Source organism: Microvirga arvi (genome assembly GCF_016892765.1).
Taxonomy (GTDB): domain Bacteria; phylum Pseudomonadota; class Alphaproteobacteria; order Rhizobiales; family Beijerinckiaceae; genus Microvirga; species Microvirga arvi.
In genome coordinates, this window is sequence record NZ_JAFEMD010000074.1 from 1 (window position 1) to 23,739 (window position 23,739).

23 protein-coding genes are annotated in these 23,739 nt (G+C 56.6%); 12 read left to right on the forward strand and 11 right to left on the reverse strand.

Annotation, left to right across the window (positions count from 1 at the left end):
- Positions 1-91: 91 nt before the first annotated feature.
- Together ILT44_RS26480 and ILT44_RS26485 are read right to left on the reverse strand one after the other, a co-directional pair.
- Positions 92-667: an IS630 family transposase gene (locus ILT44_RS26480; RefSeq protein WP_307826692.1), complete on the reverse strand. Its 576-nt coding sequence runs from the start codon at positions 665-667 to the stop codon at positions 92-94.
- Positions 594-1,052, reverse strand: coding sequence for a helix-turn-helix domain-containing protein (locus ILT44_RS26485; protein WP_204242603.1), 459 nt, complete (start codon positions 1,050-1,052; stop codon positions 594-596). Before ILT44_RS26485 ends, ILT44_RS26480 begins: the two co-directional genes overlap by 74 nt.
- Before the next feature lie 213 nt (positions 1,053-1,265).
- Here ILT44_RS26485 and ILT44_RS31795 point away from each other — a divergent pair, with 213 nt between their 5' ends.
- From ILT44_RS31795 to ILT44_RS26495, 3 genes are all read left to right on the forward strand, one after another.
- Positions 1,266-2,399 carry a class I SAM-dependent methyltransferase gene (locus ILT44_RS31795; protein ID WP_204242604.1) on the forward strand — a complete coding sequence of 378 codons (1,134 nt, stop codon included), beginning with the start codon at positions 1,266-1,268 and terminating at the stop codon, positions 2,397-2,399.
- Positions 2,400-2,509: 110 nt separating this feature from the next.
- Positions 2,510-2,644: a hypothetical protein gene (locus ILT44_RS31555; protein ID WP_255549929.1), complete on the forward strand. Its 135-nt coding sequence runs from the start codon at positions 2,510-2,512 to the stop codon at positions 2,642-2,644.
- A gap of 120 nt (positions 2,645-2,764) precedes the next feature.
- Positions 2,765-3,595 carry an IS5 family transposase gene (locus tag ILT44_RS26495; RefSeq protein ID WP_204242605.1) on the forward strand — a complete coding sequence of 277 codons (831 nt, stop codon included), beginning with the start codon at positions 2,765-2,767 and terminating at the stop codon, positions 3,593-3,595.
- Positions 3,596-4,443: 848 nt separating this feature from the next.
- Here ILT44_RS26495 and ILT44_RS26500 read toward each other — a convergent pair.
- Positions 4,444-5,382, reverse strand: a complete 939-nt coding sequence (locus ILT44_RS26500; RefSeq protein WP_204242606.1) for a glycerophosphodiester phosphodiesterase family protein — start codon at positions 5,380-5,382, stop codon at positions 4,444-4,446.
- 439 nt (positions 5,383-5,821) lie between these two features.
- Here ILT44_RS26500 and ILT44_RS26505 point away from each other — a divergent pair, with 439 nt between their 5' ends.
- From ILT44_RS26505 to ILT44_RS26535, 7 genes are all read left to right on the forward strand, one after another.
- On the forward strand, positions 5,822-6,607 hold the full coding sequence (locus tag ILT44_RS26505; RefSeq protein ID WP_204242607.1) for an ABC transporter permease: 786 nt from the start codon (positions 5,822-5,824) through the stop codon (positions 6,605-6,607).
- Between the two features lie 30 nt (positions 6,608-6,637).
- Positions 6,638-7,399 (forward strand): ABC transporter ATP-binding protein, encoded by a 762-nt coding sequence (locus ILT44_RS26510; RefSeq protein ID WP_204242608.1) that lies wholly within the window; start codon positions 6,638-6,640, stop codon positions 7,397-7,399.
- Between the two features lie 343 nt (positions 7,400-7,742).
- Entirely contained in the window at positions 7,743-9,713 is a 1,971-nt protein-coding gene (locus ILT44_RS26515) for a glycosyltransferase family 61 protein (RefSeq protein ID WP_204242609.1), read from the forward strand.
- 128 nt (positions 9,714-9,841) lie between these two features.
- Positions 9,842-10,804 (forward strand): glycosyltransferase family 2 protein, encoded by a 963-nt coding sequence (locus tag ILT44_RS26520; protein ID WP_204242610.1) that lies wholly within the window; start codon positions 9,842-9,844, stop codon positions 10,802-10,804.
- 126 nt (positions 10,805-10,930) lie between these two features.
- Entirely contained in the window at positions 10,931-12,025 is a 1,095-nt protein-coding gene (locus ILT44_RS26525) for an acyltransferase family protein (protein ID WP_204242611.1), read from the forward strand.
- A gap of 104 nt (positions 12,026-12,129) precedes the next feature.
- Positions 12,130-12,666, forward strand: a complete 537-nt coding sequence (locus ILT44_RS26530) for a winged helix-turn-helix domain-containing protein (protein WP_204242612.1) — start codon at positions 12,130-12,132, stop codon at positions 12,664-12,666.
- Entirely contained in the window at positions 12,638-13,186 is a 549-nt protein-coding gene (locus tag ILT44_RS26535; protein WP_239468561.1) for an IS630 family transposase, read from the forward strand. Before ILT44_RS26530 ends, ILT44_RS26535 begins: the two co-directional genes overlap by 29 nt.
- 251 nt (positions 13,187-13,437) lie before the next feature.
- Here ILT44_RS26535 and tnpC read toward each other — a convergent pair whose 3' ends face one another.
- The 8 genes from tnpC to ILT44_RS26575 all read right to left on the reverse strand — a co-directional run bounded on the left by tnpC (position 13,438) and on the right by ILT44_RS26575 (position 21,233).
- The gene (gene tnpC, locus ILT44_RS26540) at positions 13,438-15,018 is read right to left on the reverse strand and encodes an IS66 family transposase (RefSeq protein ID WP_204242613.1); all 1,581 of its coding nucleotides are present in this window, start codon (positions 15,016-15,018) and stop codon (positions 13,438-13,440) included.
- A 75-nt stretch (positions 15,019-15,093) separates the two neighbouring features.
- Positions 15,094-15,438 (reverse strand): IS66 family insertion sequence element accessory protein TnpB, encoded by a 345-nt coding sequence (tnpB, locus tag ILT44_RS26545; RefSeq protein ID WP_204242614.1) that lies wholly within the window; start codon positions 15,436-15,438, stop codon positions 15,094-15,096.
- A complete protein-coding gene (locus ILT44_RS26550) occupies positions 15,435-15,788 on the reverse strand; it encodes a transposase (protein WP_204242615.1) in 354 nt (117 codons plus the stop codon). Before ILT44_RS26550 ends, tnpB begins: the two co-directional genes overlap by 4 nt.
- 458 nt (positions 15,789-16,246) lie before the next feature.
- Positions 16,247-16,987 carry a class I SAM-dependent methyltransferase gene (locus ILT44_RS26555; protein ID WP_204242616.1) on the reverse strand — a complete coding sequence of 247 codons (741 nt, stop codon included), beginning with the start codon at positions 16,985-16,987 and terminating at the stop codon, positions 16,247-16,249.
- Positions 16,984-17,715 carry a class I SAM-dependent methyltransferase gene (locus ILT44_RS26560; RefSeq protein WP_204242617.1) on the reverse strand — a complete coding sequence of 244 codons (732 nt, stop codon included), beginning with the start codon at positions 17,713-17,715 and terminating at the stop codon, positions 16,984-16,986. The genes ILT44_RS26555 and ILT44_RS26560 overlap by 4 nt, the downstream gene beginning before the upstream one ends.
- A gap of 173 nt (positions 17,716-17,888) precedes the next feature.
- Positions 17,889-18,287, reverse strand: a complete 399-nt coding sequence (locus ILT44_RS26565; RefSeq protein WP_204242618.1) for a GtrA family protein — start codon at positions 18,285-18,287, stop codon at positions 17,889-17,891.
- 42 nt (positions 18,288-18,329) lie between these two features.
- The gene (gene asnB, locus ILT44_RS26570) at positions 18,330-20,201 is read right to left on the reverse strand and encodes an asparagine synthase (glutamine-hydrolyzing) (RefSeq protein WP_204242619.1); all 1,872 of its coding nucleotides are present in this window, start codon (positions 20,199-20,201) and stop codon (positions 18,330-18,332) included.
- A gap of 6 nt (positions 20,202-20,207) precedes the next feature.
- The gene (locus tag ILT44_RS26575) at positions 20,208-21,233 is read right to left on the reverse strand and encodes a glycosyltransferase family 2 protein (protein ID WP_204242620.1); all 1,026 of its coding nucleotides are present in this window, start codon (positions 21,231-21,233) and stop codon (positions 20,208-20,210) included.
- 470 nt (positions 21,234-21,703) lie between these two features.
- Here ILT44_RS26575 and ILT44_RS26580 point away from each other — a divergent pair, with 470 nt between their 5' ends.
- Together ILT44_RS26580 and ILT44_RS26585 are read left to right on the forward strand one after the other, a co-directional pair.
- Entirely contained in the window at positions 21,704-23,281 is a 1,578-nt protein-coding gene (locus ILT44_RS26580; RefSeq protein WP_204242621.1) for a hypothetical protein, read from the forward strand.
- 372 nt (positions 23,282-23,653) lie between these two features.
- The coding region (locus ILT44_RS26585; protein ID WP_204242623.1) for a hypothetical protein at positions 23,654-23,739 on the forward strand (86 nt) is incomplete at its 3' end.

Sequence of the window (23,739 nt, forward strand, 5' to 3'; positions counted from 1 at the left end):
GGCCGTCAAAGCGCCAAGTATACTCCTCAATCGCGCAACGCACCTGATCCCAACAACGTTCCGCTACCAAACAACTAAAGCGCTTTTGGTTTCAGTGTAGGGCATAGCCGGCATGCCTGATCCAGCCTTTGGCATCCTTTGCTGTGATGGTGTCGAGGGCTGGTTTGAGTTCCGCCTCCAGGGTTTCGAGAGTGCGTGCGGCTTTCGCCTTGAGCCGCTCTTTCACCTTCGCCCAGGCGTGCTCGATCGGGTTGAACTCAGGCGAATACCGCGGCAGGTACAACAGCCCGATCCCCGCCTGATCGAGCAGGTCCCGTACTTCTGTGGCATGATGCGGGCGCAAGTTGTCCATCACCATGATGGCATCCGGCTTCGTGCGTTTGAGGGCTGGCACCAGCACCTGTTCGAGATAGGTCAGCAGCACCGGCGTGGAGGTGGACGCTTCGATGCTCATCGTGGCGATCAGGCCCTCACAGGCGAGCGCGCCCAAGACCGTCAGCCGCTGCCACGAGCCGAGCGGGATCGACCCATAGGCGCGTTGCCCGCGCGGGGCTCTGGCATGAGTGCGGGCCATCTTGGTGGTGACGCCGCTCTCATCCAGGAACACCAGGCGTTCCACAGGAAGCGTGCTCATCTGCTGGCGGTAAGCCTCGCGCTCGGCGGCAATCTCGGGCCGCTCCTGCTCGGCCGCCCGAAGCGTCTTTTTTCGGACGCAGCTTGAGGCGCTTGAGCGCCTCACAGATCACCGCCAGACACACCGTCACACCCGTTCTCTCGGCCAGGCGCTCGCGGTACTCCCGCAGCAGCGCGTCATTGTCCTCGATCACGAGTTGGCGCAACACCGCAAGAGCGTTCGCGTCCAGGCGCGAGGGCACGCCGCCGCTGTGCGGCTTGGGAGCACGCCGGCCTTCCTCGCGCTCCTGGCGGCGCCAGTTCGACACGGTGGCGGGACAGACCTGGAAGCGGCGGGCGATCTCGACCTGAGGAAGGTCGCCACGCTCACAGGCGACCAGAACACGCTCACGCAGATCAGGAGAATAGGGCTGGGGCATGGCTTGCCTCCTGGGCCGTATCCCAGTCAACGCTCAGACCACCCGAATTGATTCAAGCCCAGATCAAAAGCGCTTTAGTCACAAGAAGTCTCTTATCACGGGAGCTTGCTGCGGCAATCCGAGCGCTAAAGCACAAAAGCGAAAGTTGATACTGCATCTCAAGCCCTGCCGCCCAAACCTAAGAGCATGCGCTGGGCCACCTACGAGCGATGGGTGGCGCAGTATGATGCCGCTGAGGAGATGTTGGATGCGCAGCTCATCATGGATGCGGCACGGCTCATGAAGCGGCTCCAACCGAGTGCGTTCCTTAAAACTGGAGCGCTACAGACGCTCTGCGTTCGCCAAGTGCTGGAACCCTGGACGTTTAAGCTACATTTTCGATCGTGCAATATTGGAACTCCCATGGTCTTCACATTTCTCAGGCAGACTCAGAAACCGCGGCTAGAGGACTCAGAAACCACCGGCGGCATGTCGGATCTTGCGAAAAGAGCCATACGGCGCCTTGCCCGGAGACGGCCGAGAACGTGGGTGCCGCCAGGACACTATTATTCGCCGATTGTGGATCTCGATGAGTTGGCGCTTCGGCGTGACGTTGTATTCGACCGCACGCGGCCGCCAGCTGGCATTGAGCTTTACCCTGCTGAGCAGTTGGCGCTCATCGACCGCCTAACGAAGCACTACAACCAACTACCCTTCTCGGCTGAGAAACAGCCCGGTCTGCGCTACTACTACGAAAACCCATTCTACTCCTACGGCGATGCAATCCTCTTATCGTGCCTCTTGATGGAGTTAAGACCGAAGAGGTTTGTTGAGTTCGGCTCCGGCTACTCGTCTTGCGTAACCTTGGACATCAATGAACACTTCCTCAACAACGAACTCAACTGCACCTTTATCGACCCATATCCCAAAGCTCTCGAAAAGCTACTGAGTGCGGAGGACCGCAGCCGGTGCCGTATCGTGAGGAGCCCGGCCCAAGACATTGACTTAGGGCTCGTAGACGCCCTTGAGGCGGGGGACATACTGTTCATTGACTCGACCCACGTCAGCAAGGCAGGAAGTGACGTAAATTTTCACCTATTCATGCTGCTTCCGCGCCTCAAGCCCGGTGTATACATCCATTTTCATGATGTATTCTATCCCTTTGAGTATCCAGAGGAGTGGTTCTTCAAGGAGAACAGGTCTTGGAACGAGCTTTACGTATTGCGCGCATTCTTGATGTACAACACGGAGTTCAAAATTGTTGCTTTCAACCACTACCTCCACTTGGAGCATGGGTCAGTCGTTGCAGCCTCAATGCCACTTTTCGCCCGTAATCCCGGTGGTGGATTGTGGTTGCAAAAGCGCTGAGCCGAATGACTTCCGGCCATAAACGAATAGATTCAGCCAAAAGATTTGGACTCAGAAACCAAGAAGACAAAGGCGAAGGCGCGGCTCCTGCGTGATGAAGCTCCGATGAATTGAACTTGCCGCCTAAGCCGAAGGGCACACGCTGGGCAACCTACGAGCGGTGGGTGGCAAAGTACGATGCCGCTGAGGAGATGCTCGATGCACGGCTCGTCATGGCAGCGGCCCAGCTGATGAAGCGGCTTTAGCCAAGGGGGCTAAGAGGCTGGTAAGCAATTTTATTGCTCGATCCAAGTGGTTGATTCAACATAGGTTTGGAGCTGGCCGCTAAAGCGGATGTGGGCTGTTTGATGATCCGGAGCCCTGCCATGGATGCCTGTTCCTACGCCCCTGATCTCACCGATGCCGAATGGGCGCTGCTTGAGCCCCTCGTTCCCCGCAGTCATCCGGCCGGACGGCGACAGACCTATCCGTTACGGCGCATCGTCGATGCGATCTTCTATCCGCTGCGCACCGGAGCCCAATGGCGGTTGCTGCCGCATGAGTATCCACCCCGATCTGCCGTCTTCTACCACTATGCGCAGTGGCGCGAGGATGGCACCTGGGAGCATGTGACCCAGGTTCTGCGCGAGAGTTACCGCTGTCAGATCGGCCGCAATCCTCAGCCGAGTGCGGCGATCATTGACAGCCAATCGGTCAAGACCTCTGAGATGGGCGGACCGCGTGGGTACGATGGCGGCAAAAAGATCAAGGGCCGCAAGCGTCATCTTCTTGTTGATACACAAGGCAATCTGCTGAAGAACACCGTGCATCCGGCGGACATCCACGATCGCGCCGGAGCCGAACTCCTGCTGGAGGGTCTGCAGCATCTCTTTCCGGCCATTGAGCGGATGTGGGCCGACACCGCCTATCGTGGGCTGAAGGATTGGCTGCGCAGAGCGCTCGGATGGCAGCTGTCCATCCCGCAACACTGGTGGAGCGGCGGCGTCTGGACGCGGGCAGACGCAGAGCCGCCGACGCGCCCGAGCGGCTTTCAGGTGCTCGCGCGAAGGTGGGTTGTTGAACGAACGATCGCCTGGTTGACCACCAACCGGCGGCTCGCCAAGGACTACGAACGCCTGGTCGAGACCGGCGAGATGCTGCTCTACCTCGCGATGAGCCGTATCCTGCTGCGTCGCCTCACGCGAAAGGCAAGATAATTGCTCACCAGCCTCTTAGGTTCAGCCCAGGCAGCACCGCCGGATTTTGCGATGGTGTCGCGTCAAGGAGGGAGTTCTCCTACTACAGGGACATCAGATCCGGTTTATTCTGCATGGCTCACCAACCTCCTGCTTCTCTCCCAGAGGAATGAGGAGGCTCGGTTCACCTAACCCTTAGCTGCAATCGGAGCCCCAGGCTGGGCTGGGCAGGAAACGGTGAATTCAGAGTGCAGCCGGGTGATCTCGATGCCACTTACAAGCTTACAGCCCTTCATCGCTGGAGTCGTGGCGATATACTCAAGCGCGCCCTCCTCGTGCCTCACGCCAGTGACTGACGAGACTGACGGCTCACCTCTCCACGATTGGCAGAAAGACTGACGCATCTCGGAAACGGCATAGGCTGCCACGAGCAGCCTTCCGTTCACAGGCTGCCGATAAACTTGGTACCCGCCGCCGCAGGTGGTCGTTAAATTGGTGGAGCCCACTCCCACATAATCGGACAGCGAGCCTCCCGTGGGGACCGATGCACATCCAGACATGGCACCCATGAGAGCCAACAGGGCGGGGGCGAACAAAGGGCGGCTGATCATCGCTTACTCGTGTCGAAAGATGGAGGCCCCGCCTAGCAGATATTGCCGAGCTTGTCGCTCCAGAAAGTTACCCTCGATAGGTGCGCTAAGCTCGGCTCGCTACGATTCGTTGGCAGAGGAAAATAAACGGGATCGATTTGGCAAACTATGCCGACCATTCTTTCGGAGCTTATCCGGAGGGTTGCGACCAAGTAGTAGTAAACAACCCGCTGCCGCTTCCCTAATCCTAAGGATTGTGCGCGAATTTTCCCGGCGTATTTACTCCGGGCGCAAAAATGATGTGTAGATCCCGCGAACTTGGGGAGCAATTTTCATGGCTTCTTCAAGTTGATCAAGCTTGTCCACCGGATGCACGAAAATCGGACAGTGGCTCGGAGCATTAGCGGCGCTCACTTTGACGCTGCCTTTAATGATCAAACTTACATGCACCGTGATGGCGACACCGTCGATCTTGCATGCCTGTGCAAACTCTTTGGGAGCTTTGACCTTGTAAAGGGTAAAAATGACATTGGGATAGCCGGATGCCTTATATTCTTTGGTCTCATCGAGGCTGTATGCTTGAGGCACAATACGTGCGATCGGGATCTGGTATTTCTCCGTCAAATGCCGCGTGATCTCCTTGAAGAATGAGACGGCATCCTCCCTCCCCTCCTGCTCCTCATCAATCTTCGTATCGAGGATCAGAGACGCATCTGGTCTTGCGGCAAGAAACGCGCCGAGGGTATCCAAGTCGCAGTTGTTGAACTTCATCAGGAAATTCGCCTGATCGTACTGCTTCCGTTTGAACTCATCATAAGTCAGGAAGCCGTTCCGCCAGTCGTGGATGCAGACGGTCTTACTATCTTTGGTTTTCATGAAGTCGATTTCAAAGAATCGAAGGCCCTCGCGATAGTTCTGCTCAAGGGCGTCAATCGAGTTGGTATAGGTTGACTTCTGATAACCGCCGGCCGCATGCCCGATAAACAACACAGGGCGGCCGAGTATCTTTTGGTTGAGCTTGTTGATCGTGGCAGGCCAGAAGGCGTTGGGATCCTCCGCGGCAGCAGGGCGTAGTGCATCGTAGAGAAGATCAATGACATTTTGCTGCCAGTGGCTAACCGTCGCGGACCATTTCGTGTCGGATGCTGCCGCAAGGGCAGCAATGAAAATGCCGATGATGAATATGCCCACGGCTAAGACTTTGCCAACAATCTTCATCGCTGCCCTTCCAGACCGTTCTTCTGATGACGTGTACTTCGCTTCTATGGAGTTGCAACCGTTCGGGATAAATCGGCGATCGTGACGCAGGCAAGTTCGGTCATGGACTTTAGCTTGCCTGTTCCCGATTGCCTTGCTTCATCCGCCCTAGGTCTACCTGAGACCATTCATGCCTCAAAGGATTACATTGGCACAGGATGACCTGAGGAGGAGAAGCCACTTCCAAAACACATTATATTATATAGTATCAGTTTCATGGGCTAATTCAACGTTGCTGTCGATCTCGGCGCTCGAGTTTGTTAATTGGTATAACAACTAGTACGGTCTGTATTAAGACGTGAGCAGTGCACTTAACCAGCTCAGACACAGCTAAGCCGGTCGCTTGCAATTGGCTGGGGATCCGCTATCACCCCGCATTCCCCATTGCACTGACCGGACAATGATAAAAAGTTCATTTCTTGACTCCTTAGAAGGGCTTAAGCGGGCAGATCTCTGGCTGTTTTTGGGCTGGCACGATGTCAAACAACGCTATCGGCGCTCCACCCTTGGGCCACTCTGGATCACGCTAGCGACCCTCCTTTTTGTGGGGGCGATGACGCTTGTTTATTCAGCTCTCTTTCGGCAGGACATCAGAAGCTTTCTTCCCCTCGCTGCCTGCGGGATTGTAGTCTGGACCTTTATTGCCGGCTGCATTTCAGAGGGCTGCAATCTATTCATCACGGCGAGCACAACAATCAAGCAGGTTCCAGCGCCACTAACAGTCCATGCGTTCCGCCTCATCTGGACGCAGTTGATTTATTTTCTCCACAACCTGATTGTCGTATTCATAGCACTGGGTGCAACTGGCATTTTCTTCAGCCTGGAAACGTTATTGTTCTTTCCAGCCATAGCCTTGTTGACCCTGAACCTTGCCTGGATGGCACTCTTCCTCGGCGTCATGAGCGCCAGGTTTCGGGATATGCCGCTTATCGTCCAATCACTGATCACCGGACTTTTCATGGCAACACCTGTGCTATGGCAGATCAGCTACCTGCCGCCGGAGCGTCAATGGATCGCCTATCTCAACCCGTTTACCTACCTGGTTGAGATCGTTCGACTGCCGCTCATCGGCATCGCACCTTCCTTCAATATATGGGCAGTCGTGTTGGCAATGGCAGCAATCGGCTGGGCGCTTGCGCTTCTAACCTATGGAAGAGCTCGTACCCGCCTTGCCTATTGGGTCTAGAGCCGAGCAGAAGTCGGCGGGAAAGAAAACATGGCTTACGTAGAAGCTCGGGATCTTGGAGTGCAGTACCCTGTGCTCACCTCATCGGCGAGATCTCTCAAAAATACGATCCTATCGCGCACGACCGGTGGGCGAATTGCCGGAAACAAGGCACATTTCATTCAGATCCGGGCACTCGACCACCTCAACTTCCGTTTCCACCCTGGAGACCGGGTTGCACTCATCGGACATAACGGCAGCGGCAAGAGCACACTTCTCCGAGTCCTCGCAGGCATCTATCACCCCACTGCAGGGACCATCCAGGTTTCAGGACGTGTGGCAGCCCTGTTTGACTCTGCCTTCGGGATGGACATTGATGCCACGGGTTATGAGAATATTATCCTAAGAGCCAAGTATCTCGGTATCCCCCGTTCCGAGATCAACCGTCAGATTGAGGAGATTGCCGATTTCACGGATCTCGGCGAGTTCCTCCAAATGCCGATCAGGACCTACTCCGCCGGTATGACAGCCCGCTTAGCCTTTGCGATTTCCACCTCGGTCAACGCCGATATCCTCCTCATCGATGAAGGGGTCGGCGCTGGCGATGCCGCCTTTATGGCAAAGGCGAACAAACGTCTTCAGGAGTTGATCGACCGGTCCCCGATCGTGGTTTTTGCATCCCATGATCAAAAGACCGTAAGGGATTTCTGCACGCGCGGTCTTGTGCTTCAAAGCGGCAACCTGATCTATGACGGGCCTGTGGAAGAAGCATATGCTCAATACGACACTATCGTCGGTGCGGCCCTCCGTTAGAGCCTTGTTCCTAGAAGCAGACTTGGCTTCGCGTATCAAACGATAGGCTCGGCATGGAAGACCTGGTACCAGACCAATCGAGCGGGGCCAGGTTACGGCCTTAAGGCCGCTCCGGGCAGTTTCATTGCGCGTCTTGCAGTGATGCGATCCGGCCCAGGTTCAGCTGGGGTAAGGCGCCTTCTTCCTCAAATGCCCAATCCGTCGGGGCAAGCTGCGCTCAAGGTGCGAAGCGTCTTGATGCCCGGACTTCCGGTGTTCTACTAGACGACATAAGATTGGATGCAGAGACGCATGCCTTGCCCCACATCCGGTCGAGTCGGGCTAGAAGCCATAGGGAGAGAGCATGGTCAGGGTCTATCTGAAGTGGGCTGCAACTCTGACTGGAAGCCTTCTCGGCCGGCGCTCTACTCTACGGCGCCTCGGCCCTGCCTGGATTTTCAGCCGCAGCGTCACCGCTGCAAATGCTGAACTTACCGGTGGGCACGACCTTCACGCTCTTTTCGACCCAATCTGGTACTTGGCTCAGTACGCCGATGTAGGCCGGAGTGGCCTAGACCCGCTGATTCACTATCTGGAGCATGGCGCGGCCGAGGGGCGTGATCCGAGCCCGCTCTTCGACACGGACTGGTACCTGACTCAGTACCCGGACGTCGCCGAAAGCGGCCTGAATCCACTGGTTCACTACCTGAAATACGGCGCAGCTGAGGGACGCGATCCGAGCCCGCTCTTCGATACAGACTGGTACTTGGCGCAGTACCCGGAGGCTGCTGGAAGCGGTCTGAACCCGCTGGTCTACTACTTAAAATACGGCACTGCTGAGGAGCACGACCCAAACCCGCTCTTCGACACGGACTGGTACCTGGCGCAGTACCCAAACGTCGCCGAGAGTGGTTTGAACCCGCTGGTCCACTATCTGGAGCATGGCGCGGCTGAGGGGCGCGATCCGAGCCCGCTCTTCGACACGGACTGGTACCTGACTCAGTACCCGGACGTCGCCGAAAGCGGCCTGAATCCACTGGTTCACTACCTGAAATACGGCGCAGCTGAGGGACGCGATCCGAACCCGAAAGATCCCGGGTTTATCCTCGAGAATCTCCTGAACGACGGTAATCTCATGGCGGCATCTCGCCTCTTCGAAGCCATGGACCCTGAAGCACTGACGGGTGCACCAGTGCGCACGATTATGGGCGAATTGACGGACGTGCATGGCTTCGCAACTCGAGAGGGCCAGCTTCTCGCCGATGGCCCAGCTATCGAGGCCGCCTTGAGCGGTGGGGTCTCCCATCATTCCTCGCTTGAGAATGATCCAATCGTTGCGGGATCGCTCCCGCAGCCCTACGTGGCGGAACTCAATGACGTTCTCGTGCATCCAGGCAGCAGCACCATTGTCAATGCGGCGGGCCAAGTCTTGCATGACGAATTCTGCCGTCTTCTGGACCGGCCGGGCGCACAACCGAAGCTGCCGAATCTGAAGCTCACGCGCGACGGGAAGCTCATGATACGGATCAGGCACAAGGCGTTCCCAGCGCTCGAATGCGGCGTCCACCTTTGCAGCGAACGAGCCCCGAACTATTTTGACTGGGTCACGGATACGCTTCCGAGAATGCTTGTCATTGAACAGCTCGGGATTGACCCGAGGATCCCGGCTCTCGTTCCGTCGAGCCTTGATGAGATCTTCTTTGAGCTTCTCGACTTCGTCCGGCACCCTGAGCGCCCCGTGCTCAGATTGGAGGAACCCTACCTCTACCGCGTGCGGCGGCTGATCTATCCGTCGTCGCCGTACCCGCGCCTTATGACGCCCGACATAAGGGGCAGCGACACCGGCACTCCATCAAATGACATCATCAGAGCACTGATCGCGCAGGTAAAGTCGTTCCTCGCCGACGATCAGCGCGACGGAACGAGGCGGTTGTATGTGCGAGAGGCCGCAAATCAACGCCCAAAGAATAGGGAGTTGGAGTACTTTTTGGTGACGCGTGGCTTCGAGTTGGTCAATCTTGAAGGGATCTCCGCCCGCGCTCGGATCGCGCTCTTCTCGCAGGCTTCGAAAGTCGTCGTTCCGCTTGGTGCCGAGATGACAGACATCATCTGGTGTGAGCCCCAGACGCAGGTGCTCGCACTCGATCTCAATCGTCCTAACACTGACCTCTCCGAATGGGCGAATCTTGCAAAGGCGGCGAATGTCGACCTTTCGCTTACGCCGGGCTCCGGTCCCCAAGGCCGCAACGCATTTAGTCAGTCGGACAGTTCCACAGTTGATCTCGAACTCCTTCAACAATCAGTCGATAGTTTGCTGGGGAGCTCCCATCAATGACGGATGAGAGAACAGCTTCCAACGATCACGGCGCCGATTCGCTGATCAAACCGGTGTTAGGACGTTGGCAGCCTTTAGGATCTGCATTCCGGTGCGGAAGGTTCTCCTGAGAAAGGCCAGGTCCAATCATGTCGGACGCACCGCGGGTTAGCGCGATCATCATCACCTACAATCATGAGGATTTCATCGACGAAGCTATCGATAGCATGGTCCGCCAAGACTACCCGAATCTTGAGGTCATAGTCGTCGATGACGGCTCTACGGATGCGACGCGCCAGAAGGCGCTGAGGTATGAGAAACATGGCGTTACGGTCCACACCAAGCAGAATGGTGGACCGAGTTCGGCGCTGAATCTTGGGTGCCAATTAGCGACAGGCGACGTTCTGACGATCCAGTCCGGCGATGACATCTCGCTGGACGGCAGGATCAGAGCGCAGATCGAGCATCTTCGCCGAGCGCAAGCGGACATCGTGTGGTCCGCTCCGAAGCTGATCGACAATGCAGGAGCCGCTTTGCGCAGTAGCCTTCTCCCGTTCTTCTTCAAGGATAGGGACTTGAGTACACCAGAAGCCATTTTCGACGAGCTGTTTTACCGAGACAATTTTATCTGCGCGCCGGCCGTCGCGATGAAACGGGCTTCTTGGCTCAAGCTCGGTCCCTTTCATGAGGGGCTTTTTCAGCTGCAGGACTACGATTACTGGCTCCGCGCAGCAGCCTACCGCCTCAAGTTAAGCGGCAATGCCGAGCCATGCGTCGCCTATCGGCTGCACGGAAGCAACCTGTCGGACCAAGCCAATCAAACCCGCACAAATCGGGAGTATAACTACGTTTTACGGGCGATCGGCGGGCAGTTGGATGCCACCTTCCTGAACACTGTTCTTTACGGGTGCGGCTTTGCGAGCACCGGCGAGCGCCCGAGCAGAATCTTGCTACCTCATCTCTTTCTTCGACACTCAAGTCCGGATATCCGTCAGATTGGATTCGATTTTCTTTTGAACCTGATGAAAGATGAGAATGACCGCTGCCTTCTACGGCAGCATTTCTCGATTACACCTCGGACCGTTTCTGATCTGCTGCTTAGGTCTCTTTGATTAGATCCATGATTGAAATGACGTCCGCCAGATGCCTGTAGACCTAATCTAGATCGGTGAGCGAATATCCACAAGAAGGTAGAAGCCGCCTGAAACGCCCATGAATTTCAGACAATCAGCCGAGCAATGTCCCGAGAAATCCTGCCCCTAACGAGTCTGCGGTTCGTCGCCGCCCTCTACGTTTTCATCTTCCACATGCAGATCCACTTCGGACTACCTGTGTCCGGGCTCTTGCAGACGTTCTTCCTGCAAGGGGCCGTGGGGATGTCCCTGTTCTTCATCCTCTCCGGCTTCGTGCTCAATATCAGCTATTCAGATGGGCCCATTTTGCTTAAGCGGTATGCCATACGCCGCATGGCGCGGATCGTGCCGGTCTACGTTCTGGCCGCTTTGGTGACCTTACCTTGGTTTGCAACAGGTGCCCCGGCAAGTTCCGCGAACCCAGTGCTCCAAGGTATCTTCATAGTCCTTACCAACCTGTTTTTTTTGCAGGCATGGTTCCCGACTATGATGTCGTTTTGGAATGTGGGCGCGAGCTGGTCGCTATCCGTTGAAGCATTCTTCTATGCCCTTTTCCCTGCGGCTCAGCCCGTCATCAACAAGATACCAAACCGGGGCCTCACTTTAATTCTGCTCACGGCATTCGTCGCCAGCGTGCTACCGGGCCTGTCAATGCACCTAATTGGAGCAAATGGCGCCAACTACTACATCCTTCCGATTTTCCGATTGCCTGAGTTCATCGTCGGCGTGGCGCTCGGCACAGCATATCGCCGAGGCTTTAGACTGCCACATAGCGAACTTGTCTTTATTGTCGCCTCAGTCGTACTAGTGGCAGGTTTGGCGAGCGTTCCGGCATCCTATTATGTCGATATGAACTGGCTCGCCGTCCCCTGCTTCTCAGCTGTTATATTAGCTGCCGCTCAGATCAAAGCTGGATGGCTTCGCTCTATTCTTACAGCAAAGTGGCTCGTGTTTTCGGGGCATGCAAGTTACTGCTTCTATTCATTCCAAGTACTCATCATCTTCATCGCGCACCAGTACGGTGCCGAAATCAAGGCAGTCATGCCTCTGGCTACCAATTCACTTTTATTCGCAAGCTTGTGGTTTATTGTGCTCTATGCCTTGTCGGCCACCGTGTACCTCCTCTTTGAGGAGCCTCTGCGGCGCAGACTTACAGGTCGCTTCGACCAGTTTCAACGTCATTCCCTTCCCGCAGCCTAGAGCAGATTCGAGTTATACCCATCCAGTGAATTGCTGACTCGGATTTGCATTGATGTGCTTGGCATGATTCCCTAATGGCAGGGGCGCAGTTCCAGGAGGTCACCATGGTCCGGCTCCAGATCCGTCAGGACTACGCGCCATCCGATCTTCGCCAACGGGCAGCCCGCGAGAAGGATTGTCGGGCCGCCGCCCTGCGGTTGCTGGCGATTGCCAACGCCCTAGAAGGCATGACCCGGGCCGAGGCGGCCCGGCTGGCCGGCACGGAGCGCCAGGCCCTGCACGATGCCATCCAGCGCTTCTATGTCGAAGGACCTAATGGTCTGCATGACTGGCATCGCTCCGGTCGCCGGGAACAACTCAGCCCTGGTCAGCAGGCGGCGCTCAAGGCCCACATCCTGCGCGGGCCGGAGCCGGAGTACGGTGGGGTCAGTGCCTGGCGTCTGGTCGATCTGTGCGAGCATGTCGAGCGGGCTTATGGGGTGAGCTACAGCCAATGTGGCCTCTCGTGCCTGCTCAAGCGGCTGAACTTGTCGCGTCAGAAGACCCGACCCTCGCATCCGAAGGGCGACCTGGCCGCGCAGGCGGCATTCAAAAAAGGAGCTGCCGTCACAGCTGCAGGCTCTCGCGGCGGAGCACCCTGACGCCCGTCATCAGCTCTGGTGTCAGGACGAGGCGCGCTTTGGCCAGAAGGGCCGGACGACGCGCGTCTGGTATATGCGCGGCGTGCGTCCGCCTGGGGTCGTCGATCAGCGCTATGAGAGCCTGTATCTGTTCGCCGCCTGCCGGCCCGGCACGGACGAGACCTTCGCGCTGGCGCTGCCGCGGGTGAATGCCCACGTGATGACGATCTTTCTGGAGCACTTTGCTCACCAGCTTGAGCCAGGCGTTCACGCGGTGCTCGTGCTGGATCAGGCCTGCTGGCATAACGCGCGGGCCCTGCATGTGCAGGAAACCATCACCCTTTTACCGTTGCCGCCGGCGTCACCCCAGCTGAACCCGGTGGAGCGGGTCTGGCTGTACCTGCGTGAGCGCTATCTCTCGCATCGCGTGCTCGACGATTATGAAGCGGTGCTGGAGGCCGTCTGCCGCACCTGGAACCGGCTTCTGGACGAGACAGGCCGTCTCACAACATTGACAGCCTATCCGTATCTCACCGCGTAACAAATTCCCTGAGCGGGTATTAGACGGGCTCATATCCGCAGTTCCTGAGGTAGTTCCGGCACTCATCGGACGAGAACGCGTCGAGTCCTGACGCCTAAGGCTAGGCTGCCGCCCGGCAGGAATGGCTCGCCTCGACAAAAGCAGCGACCCGCACCCGAAGATCGAGAGAATAGCAGTGACCCATGATACATCTCCCGTTCAGTGGAGTGAATCACAACTTCGATCTGCGGTAAGCGGGCAGCTGATGCCGTTCAGGGGCGATAGTTCCACGGCATGAGGGCCTCGATCTCGCGGTTGGGCCACCCGTTGGCGATGCGCTCAAGCGTCTGAGTCAGCCAGGCGTGCGGATCGACGTTACTCATTTTGGCCGTGGCCAGAAGGCTGGCAATCGCCGCCCATGTGCGGCCGCCGCCATCAGAGCCTGCAAATAACGAGTTCTTGCGTGTGATCGTCTGAGGCCGGATGGCGCGCTCAACCGTATTGGAATCCAACTCGACGCGTCCGTCCGACAAAAATCGTTCAAGAGAGGCACGGCGCGTGAGAGCATCGCGGATCGCCTCGGCCAGCTTCGACTTGCGTGACAGCTTTGGTAGCTCTTTCTCCCACAACGCGAAGAGCCCACTCACGACAGCAGCCGCCTCCGCCTGGCGGGCCTTCATGCGCGTCAGCGCGGGCTTACCGCGAACCCTCTCCTCCAGAGCCCAGAGCGCCGCCATCTGCTCCAAGGTCTGCGCGGCCACGATGGAGGCGTCCGAGACGTGCAGCTCGTAGAATTTCCGTCGCACATGTGACCAGCAGGCTGCCAGCTGAACGCCTTCATTGGCTCCCTCAGGCCGGGCGAGCCGGTGATAGGCCGCATAGCCGTCAACCTGCAGGATGCCGCGATAGCCTTCGAGATGGCGCGCCACGCACTCGCCGGCCCGACTGTCCTCGAAGCGGTAGACCACAATCGGCGGATCGCGGCCGCCAAACGGCCGATCATCGCGTACATAGGCCCACAAGTATGCGGTCTTGGCCTTGCCTGCCCCGGGTGCCAGGGTCGGCAGGGTGGTCTCATCGGCAAAGATCCGCTCGCCCTGCTTGATCCGTGCCAGGGCATACGCGGCCAGGGGCTCGAGCTCGAAGCCGACCTTGCCCATCCACTGCGCCATCTGCGAGCGCTCGATGAGAACCCCGTCGCGAGCGTAGATGGCTTCCTGGCGGTACAGCGGCAGGCCATCGGCGTACTTCGACACGGCGATCTGGGCCAGCAGCGCCTCGGTGGGAATGCCGCTTGCGATGATCCGGGCCGGCGCCGGAGCCTGGATGACGCCATCGCGGCCCTTATAGACGTATTTGGGCCGGCGCGTGACGATCACCCGGAACTTGGCCGGCGTCACGTCCAGCCGCTCGCAGACGTCCTCGCCGATCCGGATCCGCTCCAGCCCTTCGCAGCCCGCAGGATCGTCCGGCTCGATCACCACCTCGACCCGTTCGAGATGCGCCGCGAAGCCCTTGCGCGGACGCGGCGGGCGCTTGGTCGGGCGTCCCGTCGTCTTCTCCCTCTCGGCCGCGAGGGCGGCTACACCGGTCTCGATCTCGTCGAGCGCGAGAGCATATTGATCGTCGCTCAGCCGATCCTTTCCGAGCCTCTCGGAACGGGTGCCGTAGCGCGCCCGCTCCAGCATCTTGACGATCGCCATCAGCCGCGTGATGCGCTCCTCGGCGCCTTTGTTCACCTGTTCGAGATGAGCATTGCGCTGTTCCAGAAGCGCCGTCTTCTCGGTGATAGCGCGCACCATCGCCTTGAGCGCGTCGACATCATCGGGAAGGGCGGAATCATGGGCCGTCATTGCGTCCATCAGAGCATGGTGGGATCACCTGCCGAAGCGCTTCCCCAACTCTGATTCATCGTGCCGCAGGGACAACTATCCGACCGACTGCGGAATCCTGACGCTCACGGCGCGAACCCGCTTCCAGTCCATGCCATCGACCAGAGCAAGCAGCTGGGCATGGTTGAGTTGCACCCGATGCTGCCCGATCCGCGGCCAGCAGAATTGCGCCTTCTCCAACCTCTTGCTGTAAAGAACCACGCCGGTGCCATCCCACCAGACGATTTTGACACGGTCTGCTCGTTTGGCCCGGAAGACGTAAAGCGCTCCGTTGAAAGGGTCGGATCCGACTTCGCGCACCAGCGCCAGCAGGCCGTCTGGACCTTTCCTAAAATCAACCGGATGACTGGCCAGGAACACCTTCACGCCCGCCGGGATCATGCCTGACGCACCGCTCGGAGGATGTTGACCAGATGGTTCTGATTAACATCAGCGGGAACGCGAACCACAACGTCAGCGACAACCATCTCGATCATCGAGGATGTCGGGGTGACTTCAACGAATCCAAGCCGCTGCTCATGGGGCTCGCCTTGGACGACACCCGCCTGCATCGCCTTGCGGCGCCAGCCGAACAGTTGTGCTGGCGAAATCCCGGCCTGCCGCGCAATGGCCGAGACATTGGCCCCCGGCTTCAGGGTCTCCTCAATGAGGGCCATTTTGGCTTCAACCGACCAGCGCCGGCGGGGCCGGTCGGGACCACCTTCCAGACGGTGCGGCACAGCCTCCAACACATGGAAGCTTCTATCCTCAGACATAGGCGCAGACATAGAAACTGACACCGAAAGCTCCTTGCTTCTGTGTCAGTAAAGATCGTCTATCCCGTCATGCCGCGCCAGACGCGGTCAGCTTACCGCTTACGATCTGCGTAGGATCCCAGGAGTCTAATTTCCATCCCGATGCTCTAATATCAAACGGACGTAGCTTTCAGGTTCAATTAATGTTGCGATGTAGTAAATCTCACTTGCAGTAATCCATCTTGCTCAATCACAGCCGCCTACACCCGAGTAGGAACACCCCAACTTATGGAGATGCGTCGCCCCCAAGGTGGCCTGCGCGCAGGCCAGATGCTGGCGCCCTTACGCTAAATCCCTCAATTTACCCGGGACGTCGCTCTCGAAAGCTATAATACGTGCCGAGGTACGATTGAGACAATCGATACTGCGCTAGCGTAAACATGCGCGACGCTATATCAGGACCTTCTAGCAATACAGATCAATGATAATCCGGGAATAGGCAGAGAACTGGCCAATAGATTCTCGAGATCAAAGCCACGGGCAATTATGCGCTGCAAAAGCAGAAAGCGTGGCGAGTTAAGAACGACAACTCGCTTGCGACCAAACGTGTTGATCAGCTTAGCGGCGAAATACAGTGCCTTGAAGAAGTAGCGGGTTCTCTCTGGGATCAGTCCAGCCCTCATTATTGCAGCATCAAGTGTTTCACGAGTGTAGCGACGGAAGTGGCCATAGTACTCATCATAGTTCGACCAGACCTCCGGGCGAGCCGGCACGGTGACTATGAGGCTACGACAGTTCGGGAAGGCTGGCAGGATGGACTGAAGAAACGACACTTCGTCCTCAATATGCTCAATAACATCAAGGAGCATGATCGTTTCGATACTTGCGCGGAAAGCGGCATCCAGGTCCTGAGCGGCCATGCCTGTTGTAACATAAGGCTTCGCTGCTTCCCGAACCGTGGGCTCACCGAGTTCGACGCCCCACGCATCATGTCCTTCCGCTCGCAACGCATTCACGACAATGCCCGGCCCGCATCCGATTTCTAGGATGCGCCCACGAGATGTGCGAACGCCGATACGAACTGCTTCCTCAAGCGCGCTGTCGATCGTGCGGTTGCGAGCGATTGACCAGAATCCATGCTCAATGCCCTTGGGATAGGCATGGGCTGCTTGAGAGGCATCGAATTCGCTGCTCATTGTAGTCGCGCCTTCAGCCGAGCGAGTTGATGCTGAACCGGGTAGGGGAGCAGTTTGACAGCTGCTTTGCGAATACGGAACAGGGGTGGTGAAAAATCCGAAATTGCATCGCCATCAGGAAGCCTCGTCTGCCGAACGGACTCCGGCAGTGTACTGATCCGACTTTCATGCACATAGATCAAGATATTGAACCGGTACCAGAAGGAGATCTTGTGATCATTCTGAATTCGCGGGCGCACAAAGTCGAAGGCATGATACTCGTGCTGTCGGAACAGATCACGCCAAAATTCGAGCGGACGCTCATTGATGTGATACTCGCCACCTTGGCCCGGAACCGCAGCCGAAAACGCGATATAGCCCGCGCTGTGCTGGACGATCGTTTGCACAAAATTGGCTGATGCCTCAGGCGCAATGTGTTCAGCCACCTCGAGAGACTGAACGATGTCGAAAGTCCTATCCAACGTAACAGGAACCGCCAAGTCCACGGCGGTAAAGCACTTCTGTGGGATCTCGAGAGCTGAGGGGGAAATATAGTCTCCGTCCAGACCTTGGATATCAGCAACGCCCATTTCGCGCCATATCCGCAGCCACGTTCCTGCAGCGCAGCCGACGTCCAGAACACTCCCCACGGGCGCAATCTCCCGGAGATAAGGAATAATCTGACGCGCGGAATATTCGGAAGAGCCTGCTGTATAAGAAATGAAGCTCTGATCGTAAGAATAGCTCAACAGATGTCTCCCCGAAGTCGGCACTGGCGGATAGCACTCTTCACCCAAATACGCCAGAGCTGCTTCCGCTTGCCCTGCAATGTTTCTTTCGCGACGAGCTACAATTTGCCTGTATTCCGGATCGGAATCACCACAAACATTATAAGAAAAATTCAGTTAACTTGATCTTATAGCTAATAAGACTCCTGGAAACGGCGCAATACCAAGCGTGAAAAAACGTAATGTAATGGAACTGACAACGGGAGCACGGCAGCAGGCCCTAGCCTCTCAGGTACCCCAGCACCTTTTACGAGGATTTCAAGTAGCAAGAGCGAGGCAAGCCAATAGGCGCAATAATAAGCAGCATATACACTCAAAGATTGGAGAGTCAATTTACGATCGAAAGCAAATCTTACATTGGCGACTGTCGTGAAGCAGATCCCAACCAGAAACGCGATAGTGTAGGCCGCAGCACGGGGGGCGAACATCAAGGCAATAAGGTAGGTAGAATAGCATAAAACGACGTTGGCGGCTCCAACTATGAGAAAGCGATGCAATTCCTGACTCGAAAGTACTTGGCGAATAGCAGTCATGTTTATTGTCCGCAGCACAGCCTCCAGCGAATTTGGGACAGATCAACCTAACCGTGGAGATGCCCCCGCCGATTGAGCACTCAACCATGTCCAGAGAAACAGGCGATGATCTGCCCGACCAGCCCGATGGTCCTTCCACCAGCGTAAGGCCAGATGACGATCAGCGCCAAGGGGTGCGTCGACAGGCAGAACCGGCGGGATCGTGCGCAGCCATTTGGTTGTGGGAATGCCGAAGCCCTTCTTGCGGCGATTTATGATCTCATCAGGCAGAAGCCCCTCGACTGCCTTCTTGAGCAGGTACTTTCTCTGCCCGTTCCGGAATTTGAATTGGATTGGAAGCCGGCTGCAGAAATCCGCGACATCATTGTCGAGGAACACCGCGCGAGACTCCAACGAGTTCATCATAGCAGCGCGGTCAACCTTCGCCAGAATGTCATCCGGCAGATAGAAGCGCGTAAAGAACTCAAGCAATCGCTCTGCCTGAGTAAGGCCCCGATCGCGTCCGCTCTCCCAGAGGTCGATAGCGTCACCGTACAACTCCTCCAGTGACACAGGCTCGCCGACCAGATCAGCAATCTCCTCCTTGTCGAGTGGAGCCATCCAGGCTGGTGCCCAAGCCGCCTCCGGGTAGGAAAGTCCCTGCAAGGTCCGCTTGATCTTGAAATCGAAGGACATATTCGACGTACTTGGCGGCATGAGCCCAGCAAGCTTGCGAAAAATTGCATGGAGCGGCGCCGGAACAGCCTTGGAATACAAGCTTGCCGGTTTAAGCGCGTCGAATGGGTCGTAGCCGGCGAAGAGTTCGTCACCACCGTCCCCGGACAGGGCGACCGTCACGCGCTCGCGTGTGAATGCAGAGAGCAGATGTGTCGGGAGGATCGAGGCATCGCCCAGCGGTTCATCCAGGCGACTAAGGGTTTCTTCGATAAGATCCTTGGCGGTCTCGATGCTGAGGATCTTCTCCGAATGATCCGTCCCGAGATGCTGGGCCACGGCGCGTGCATAGGCCGATTCATCGAAGGATGGCTCGGCGAAGCCTATTGTGAAGGTCTTTATGTGGCACGGGTCTAGAACCTGCGCTGCAAAGGCGACAACCGCGCTGGAATCAATGCCGCCACTCAGGAAGAAGCCAAGAGGCACGTCCGACAAAAGCCGACGCTGCACAGCCTGCCGCAGAAGATAACGCAATTCTTCGATCAGCTGAGGCTCGTGCTTTTCCGTCAGGCCTCGATCCGGGCAAAGCATAAAGGTCGAGTAAGTGCTGATCGCCGAGCGCCTCGATCTTAGATCATAGGTAAGCGTATGTCCTGCCGGGAGCTTGCGGCAGCCCTTCCAAAAGGCATATGGCGCCGGGATGTAGCCATAGGCGAAGAGTTTACGCACCGCCGCAGGGTCTGCAGTTCGCGGCAGTGCCGGGTGTGTCGTGAGCGCGGTCAGCTCGCTTGCAAACGCAAAAAGATCAGGGCGATCGGAGTAATAGAGAGGTTTCTCGCCGAACCGATCCCGGGCAAGGAAAAGCTGCTGACGACTGCGGTCGTAGATTGCAAAGGCGAACATACCGTTGAGTCGGCGCGGCAAGTCGCCGCCCCATTCCTTATAGCCGTAGATCAGCGTTTCCGTGTCGGAATGGTCGCTACGGAAGCAATATCCCTTGACCTCCAGTTCGCGACGAATCTCGCCGTGATTGTAGATCTCACCATTGAAGACGATGCAGATCTCGCCATCGCCGTCCCACATCGGCTGCTCGCCGCCCGCGACATCGACGATTGCCAGGCGTCGGTGACCGAGGAACAGATGCTTTTCTTCCTCAGTGAAGTAGCCCTCGCCATCCGGACCGCGGTGGGCTAGCGCCTCCGTCATAGAGGTGAGGACGGCCTTGTCTCCGGCGCCGACAAATCCAGCAATGCCGCACATGAGCCCTCACTCCACATTGATGACTGAACGTACGGCATACGAGCGCTTGGCTTGTGACTCGAAATAGGTTCTGCTCAACATCTCTGACACGAGCCCCATCAGTATGCACATTACCCCTGTAACGAAGAACATGACGGACAGCAGGGGAAGGGGCGTCTGAATCAGGGAAGTGCCCTCGAACAACTTCAAGTAGATGGCCCACAGTAGTGCGACGAAAGACAATACCATCGACGAGGCCCCAATTCCTCCGAAGATGTAAATCGGCTTCACGAGATGGCGATCCAGGAACTTCACCACGAGCAGATCGAGGACTACCTTAACTACTCGCTCAAGCCCATATTTGGAGACGCCGTGCACACGCGGGTGGTGCTCAACTGGGATCTCCGTAATGCGGGCCCCCATCCACGAAGCATAGATCGGTACAAATCGGTGCATCTCGCCGTAGAGTCGGACACCATCGAGAACCTCCCACCGGTAAGCTTTCAGCGAACAGCCATAATCATGCAGCCCGACACCGGAGATCCTAGAGATGAGGCCATTGGCAATCCTGCTCACAAAGTTGCGCTTGATCGGCGCATCCTTGCGTTGATGACGCCAGCCCGAAACGACGTCGAAACCCTTGTCTAGCTCGGCCAAGAGCTTCGGGATGTCCTTCGGGTCGTTCTGAAGGTCGGCATCGATGGGAACGATGATCGCACCGGTCGAATGGTCAAGAGCGCACATCAAGGCCGCGGTCTGGCCCGAATTGCGCTTGAGGTCGATGACCTTGATTTCAGGATTTTCCTGCGCAAGCTTAACAAGCTCCATCCATGAGTTGTCCCGTGAGCCATCGTTCACCAGAACAATCTCGAACGGACGCCCCAATGTTCGCATTACCTCGAGAAGCCTCTCACCCAGAAATGGAACGTTTTCCTCCTCGTTGTAGACGGGAGCCACGACCGAGACCGTTCCCGGCGCCCGCTTGAGGGAGAAGCCGGGCTTGAACTCTTTCCCGTGAAGGTGGTTGACAGCAATGACCTTTTCGTCGCGCATGTGATCTTGAGCCAGCAATTGGAGGAAAATGCACTCTGGAATGCACCATCACACAGTTCAAATAGCGCAATGATGCAGTAGTCTTCAGCCCCTTCTCGCCGCGCGCTCGGTTAGTGTCAATACACTTACCCCCCGCTACAGGCTGTCACCCGCCGCTTCCGGAGCGAGAACCAAGGCCCGTAGGCTTGAATCGCCACATTGACTGACAAAAAGACGCGCCCGCCGCATAATCAGCATTACTCAGGCGTGGCAGCATCAGGCGCCGTAGTGGCCGTGTCCCCTCAAGCTTATTCCGCATTTGTATCACACTTGCAAATTCTCAGTTCTCAAGATAGCGAGATCCAAGACTGGAAGCACAAAGGAAACCCTCTCTACGACTTGGGATCTCTAGATGTGCCTAACTACATCTACCCCGATGATGTTTAGTCGTATGTAAATTGTGGGCAATTACTTATTTTATGGGGCCAAAGGTGAATACTAAAAAAGCGGACCATGCATATTCTCTCGGAAATCAGGACCCGCAGGTAAGATCATTTCTAGTCCTTCTTGTCGGTCTATTCTCGCTTTGGGCTGTAGTGACCTTCATATTTCTGCTCCCAAACGGCATTAGTACAACATTCAATTATTACTGTGAATTCCTTTCAGATGGGATAACCTTTAGCTGCCTAAATGAAAAGGCGATTTCGCTGTTTGCTACCAATAGCCAAATTCAGGAGCACTTTGGATTTTCCGATGGCGGGTCTTATGCCCGTGGCGGCGCACTTCTTTTGAAGACGGGCAGCCCCCTCTCTCCTGGAGAAACCCCGCTGTGGTCACCAGGCATGTTCTGGATACACGCGTTAATCCTTAAAGTTGTTGGTCCCAGTGGCCCGGCCGTGCTGGGACTAGTTCTAGTATCAGGTTTTTCCTGGGCAATATTCTGCACTCTATTTTCAATAGTAATGTATCAGATCACAGCTCGTCCTGTTGGTCTCTTGGCGCCCATTACAATATTTATATTCCCTGCGACCCAAGAATATTTACTGAATATTGGTATATTCTACTCCGAGACAGTTTCAGTGGCACTCTTCGGCAGCGCACTCTTGCTTACGGCCTCTGCGGCCATGTTCCGAGATTGGCGCATGGCCGTCGTTGCCGGGATTAGCTTTACTGCTGCTGCATACCTACGCTCCAGTTTCGAGATTGTGATGCATCCTGCGGCGGTGCTGCTGGTCGTTTTTTGGGGAGCGTGTATCCTTATTCTGATCTTGGGCAGACGCGACAGTGATCGCCTGAGCAACGGTCGTAAATGGACAAGGATCTGGATTGAACGCGCGAATAGCCGTTCGTTCGCCGACTTCAAGATCGTAGCAATTGTTTTTGTAACATTCTATGCCTTGACACTCCCATACCGGCTGCTGAACCTAGAGCGCCATGGAAGTGCCTCATGGGTTTTTGGAGACTACTATTTCGCCTATCCGTGGCTCACTGACGGCGAGTACACCCAGGTCCAGAGTTTTGTCCTTCGGGGCGGCGGCAATGTCGCTTGCAGGATCGACAGGCAGCGATGCGAAGAGTTTGCCACTAAACGCCGCCAACTAGGCGCCCAGGCTGTCCCGATTAAGGACTACAAAGCTGCATTCTACGATACGGCTACAAGTTCTCCCATCGCTTGGCTTCGCGAAAAGGCCCCCGTGATTGTGAAATTCTGGTTTTCTCGGCCAACCTTCGGTGCGCCAGTTCAAGGCCCCTACTGGCCCGGTATACTTGCGGCAGCCCTCATCGCAGCCTCAGTTTTGCTCGCTACATATCTAGTTGTCGGGTATTGGCTGTTCTGGCCAACCGTCTTTATCGGCGGATATCTCGGTGGCTCGCTAGTGATCTGGAATTTGGTCCATCTTGAGGTGCGCTATGTCTATCCGGCTCAGGTTTTGTCGCCCGTCCTCGCTGCAATCGCTCTTGTGGTCTTCTTGAGCACGTTACCCGGCGGAATCTGGCGACGGGCTCACCGGAAGCTCCCCGCATTCACCACGCATGCTAAACCGGTCGAACTTATAGATACGAACTGACGAGGTTGGGAGGTACCTTTTCCAAGCGCACCCGTCGTAGAGGATGCAGGATTATCTCCGCGGAGTGAATGTCTCCTATTGGCTAGCAACCCTAAGAGTAGAAGGTACACGGCGGTTTTCCGGCTACGAAACCGGTTTGGACACAGCTATTTATGCAATCCGTGATGGCTTGACCTTACGTCCCTGCCTTTGGGATCAGGTTTCAGTACAAAGTATCCAGTTCGAAGGTAGTTGAAATGGCTTACGAGGAGACAGCTGTCAGTGGATCGGCTCTCGCCCACATTTTGATGGCACAACCGGAGCCGATGTGCATATTGCCGCCGCAATCGGCGAAGTGACACTCAGACTTCCCGGTATCATTAGGAGGCGACCATGAGGGTAGCGATGATCGGAGCAGGCTATGTGGGCTTGGTCTCCGGCGCCTGCTTTGCGGATTTCGGCCATACGGTCTGCTGCGT

Coding starts and splice junctions, on each gene's coding strand:
- ILT44_RS26485 (WP_204242603.1), bottom strand. CDS start 1,052: ATGCCCCAGCCCTATTCTCCTGATCTGCGTGAGCGTGTTCTGGTCGCC.
- ILT44_RS26495 (WP_204242605.1), top strand. CDS start 2,765: ATGGATGCCTGTTCCTACGCCCCTGATCTCACCGATGCCGAATGGGCG.
- ILT44_RS26500 (WP_204242606.1), bottom strand. CDS start 5,382: ATGAAGATTGTTGGCAAAGTCTTAGCCGTGGGCATATTCATCATCGGC.
- ILT44_RS26505 (WP_204242607.1), top strand. CDS start 5,822: ATGATAAAAAGTTCATTTCTTGACTCCTTAGAAGGGCTTAAGCGGGCA.
- ILT44_RS26510 (WP_204242608.1), top strand. CDS start 6,638: ATGGCTTACGTAGAAGCTCGGGATCTTGGAGTGCAGTACCCTGTGCTC.
- ILT44_RS26515 (WP_204242609.1), top strand. CDS start 7,743: ATGGTCAGGGTCTATCTGAAGTGGGCTGCAACTCTGACTGGAAGCCTT.
- ILT44_RS26520 (WP_204242610.1), top strand. CDS start 9,842: ATGTCGGACGCACCGCGGGTTAGCGCGATCATCATCACCTACAATCAT.
- ILT44_RS26525 (WP_204242611.1), top strand. CDS start 10,931: ATGTCCCGAGAAATCCTGCCCCTAACGAGTCTGCGGTTCGTCGCCGCC.
- ILT44_RS26530 (WP_204242612.1), top strand. CDS start 12,130: ATGGTCCGGCTCCAGATCCGTCAGGACTACGCGCCATCCGATCTTCGC.
- tnpC (WP_204242613.1), bottom strand. CDS start 15,018: ATGACGGCCCATGATTCCGCCCTTCCCGATGATGTCGACGCGCTCAAG.
- tnpB (WP_204242614.1), bottom strand. CDS start 15,438: ATGATCCCGGCGGGCGTGAAGGTGTTCCTGGCCAGTCATCCGGTTGAT.
- ILT44_RS26555 (WP_204242616.1), bottom strand. CDS start 16,987: ATGAGCAGCGAATTCGATGCCTCTCAAGCAGCCCATGCCTATCCCAAG.
- ILT44_RS26565 (WP_204242618.1), bottom strand. CDS start 18,287: ATGACTGCTATTCGCCAAGTACTTTCGAGTCAGGAATTGCATCGCTTT.
- asnB (WP_204242619.1), bottom strand. CDS start 20,201: ATGTGCGGCATTGCTGGATTTGTCGGCGCCGGAGACAAGGCCGTCCTC.
- ILT44_RS26575 (WP_204242620.1), bottom strand. CDS start 21,233: ATGCGCGACGAAAAGGTCATTGCTGTCAACCACCTTCACGGGAAAGAG.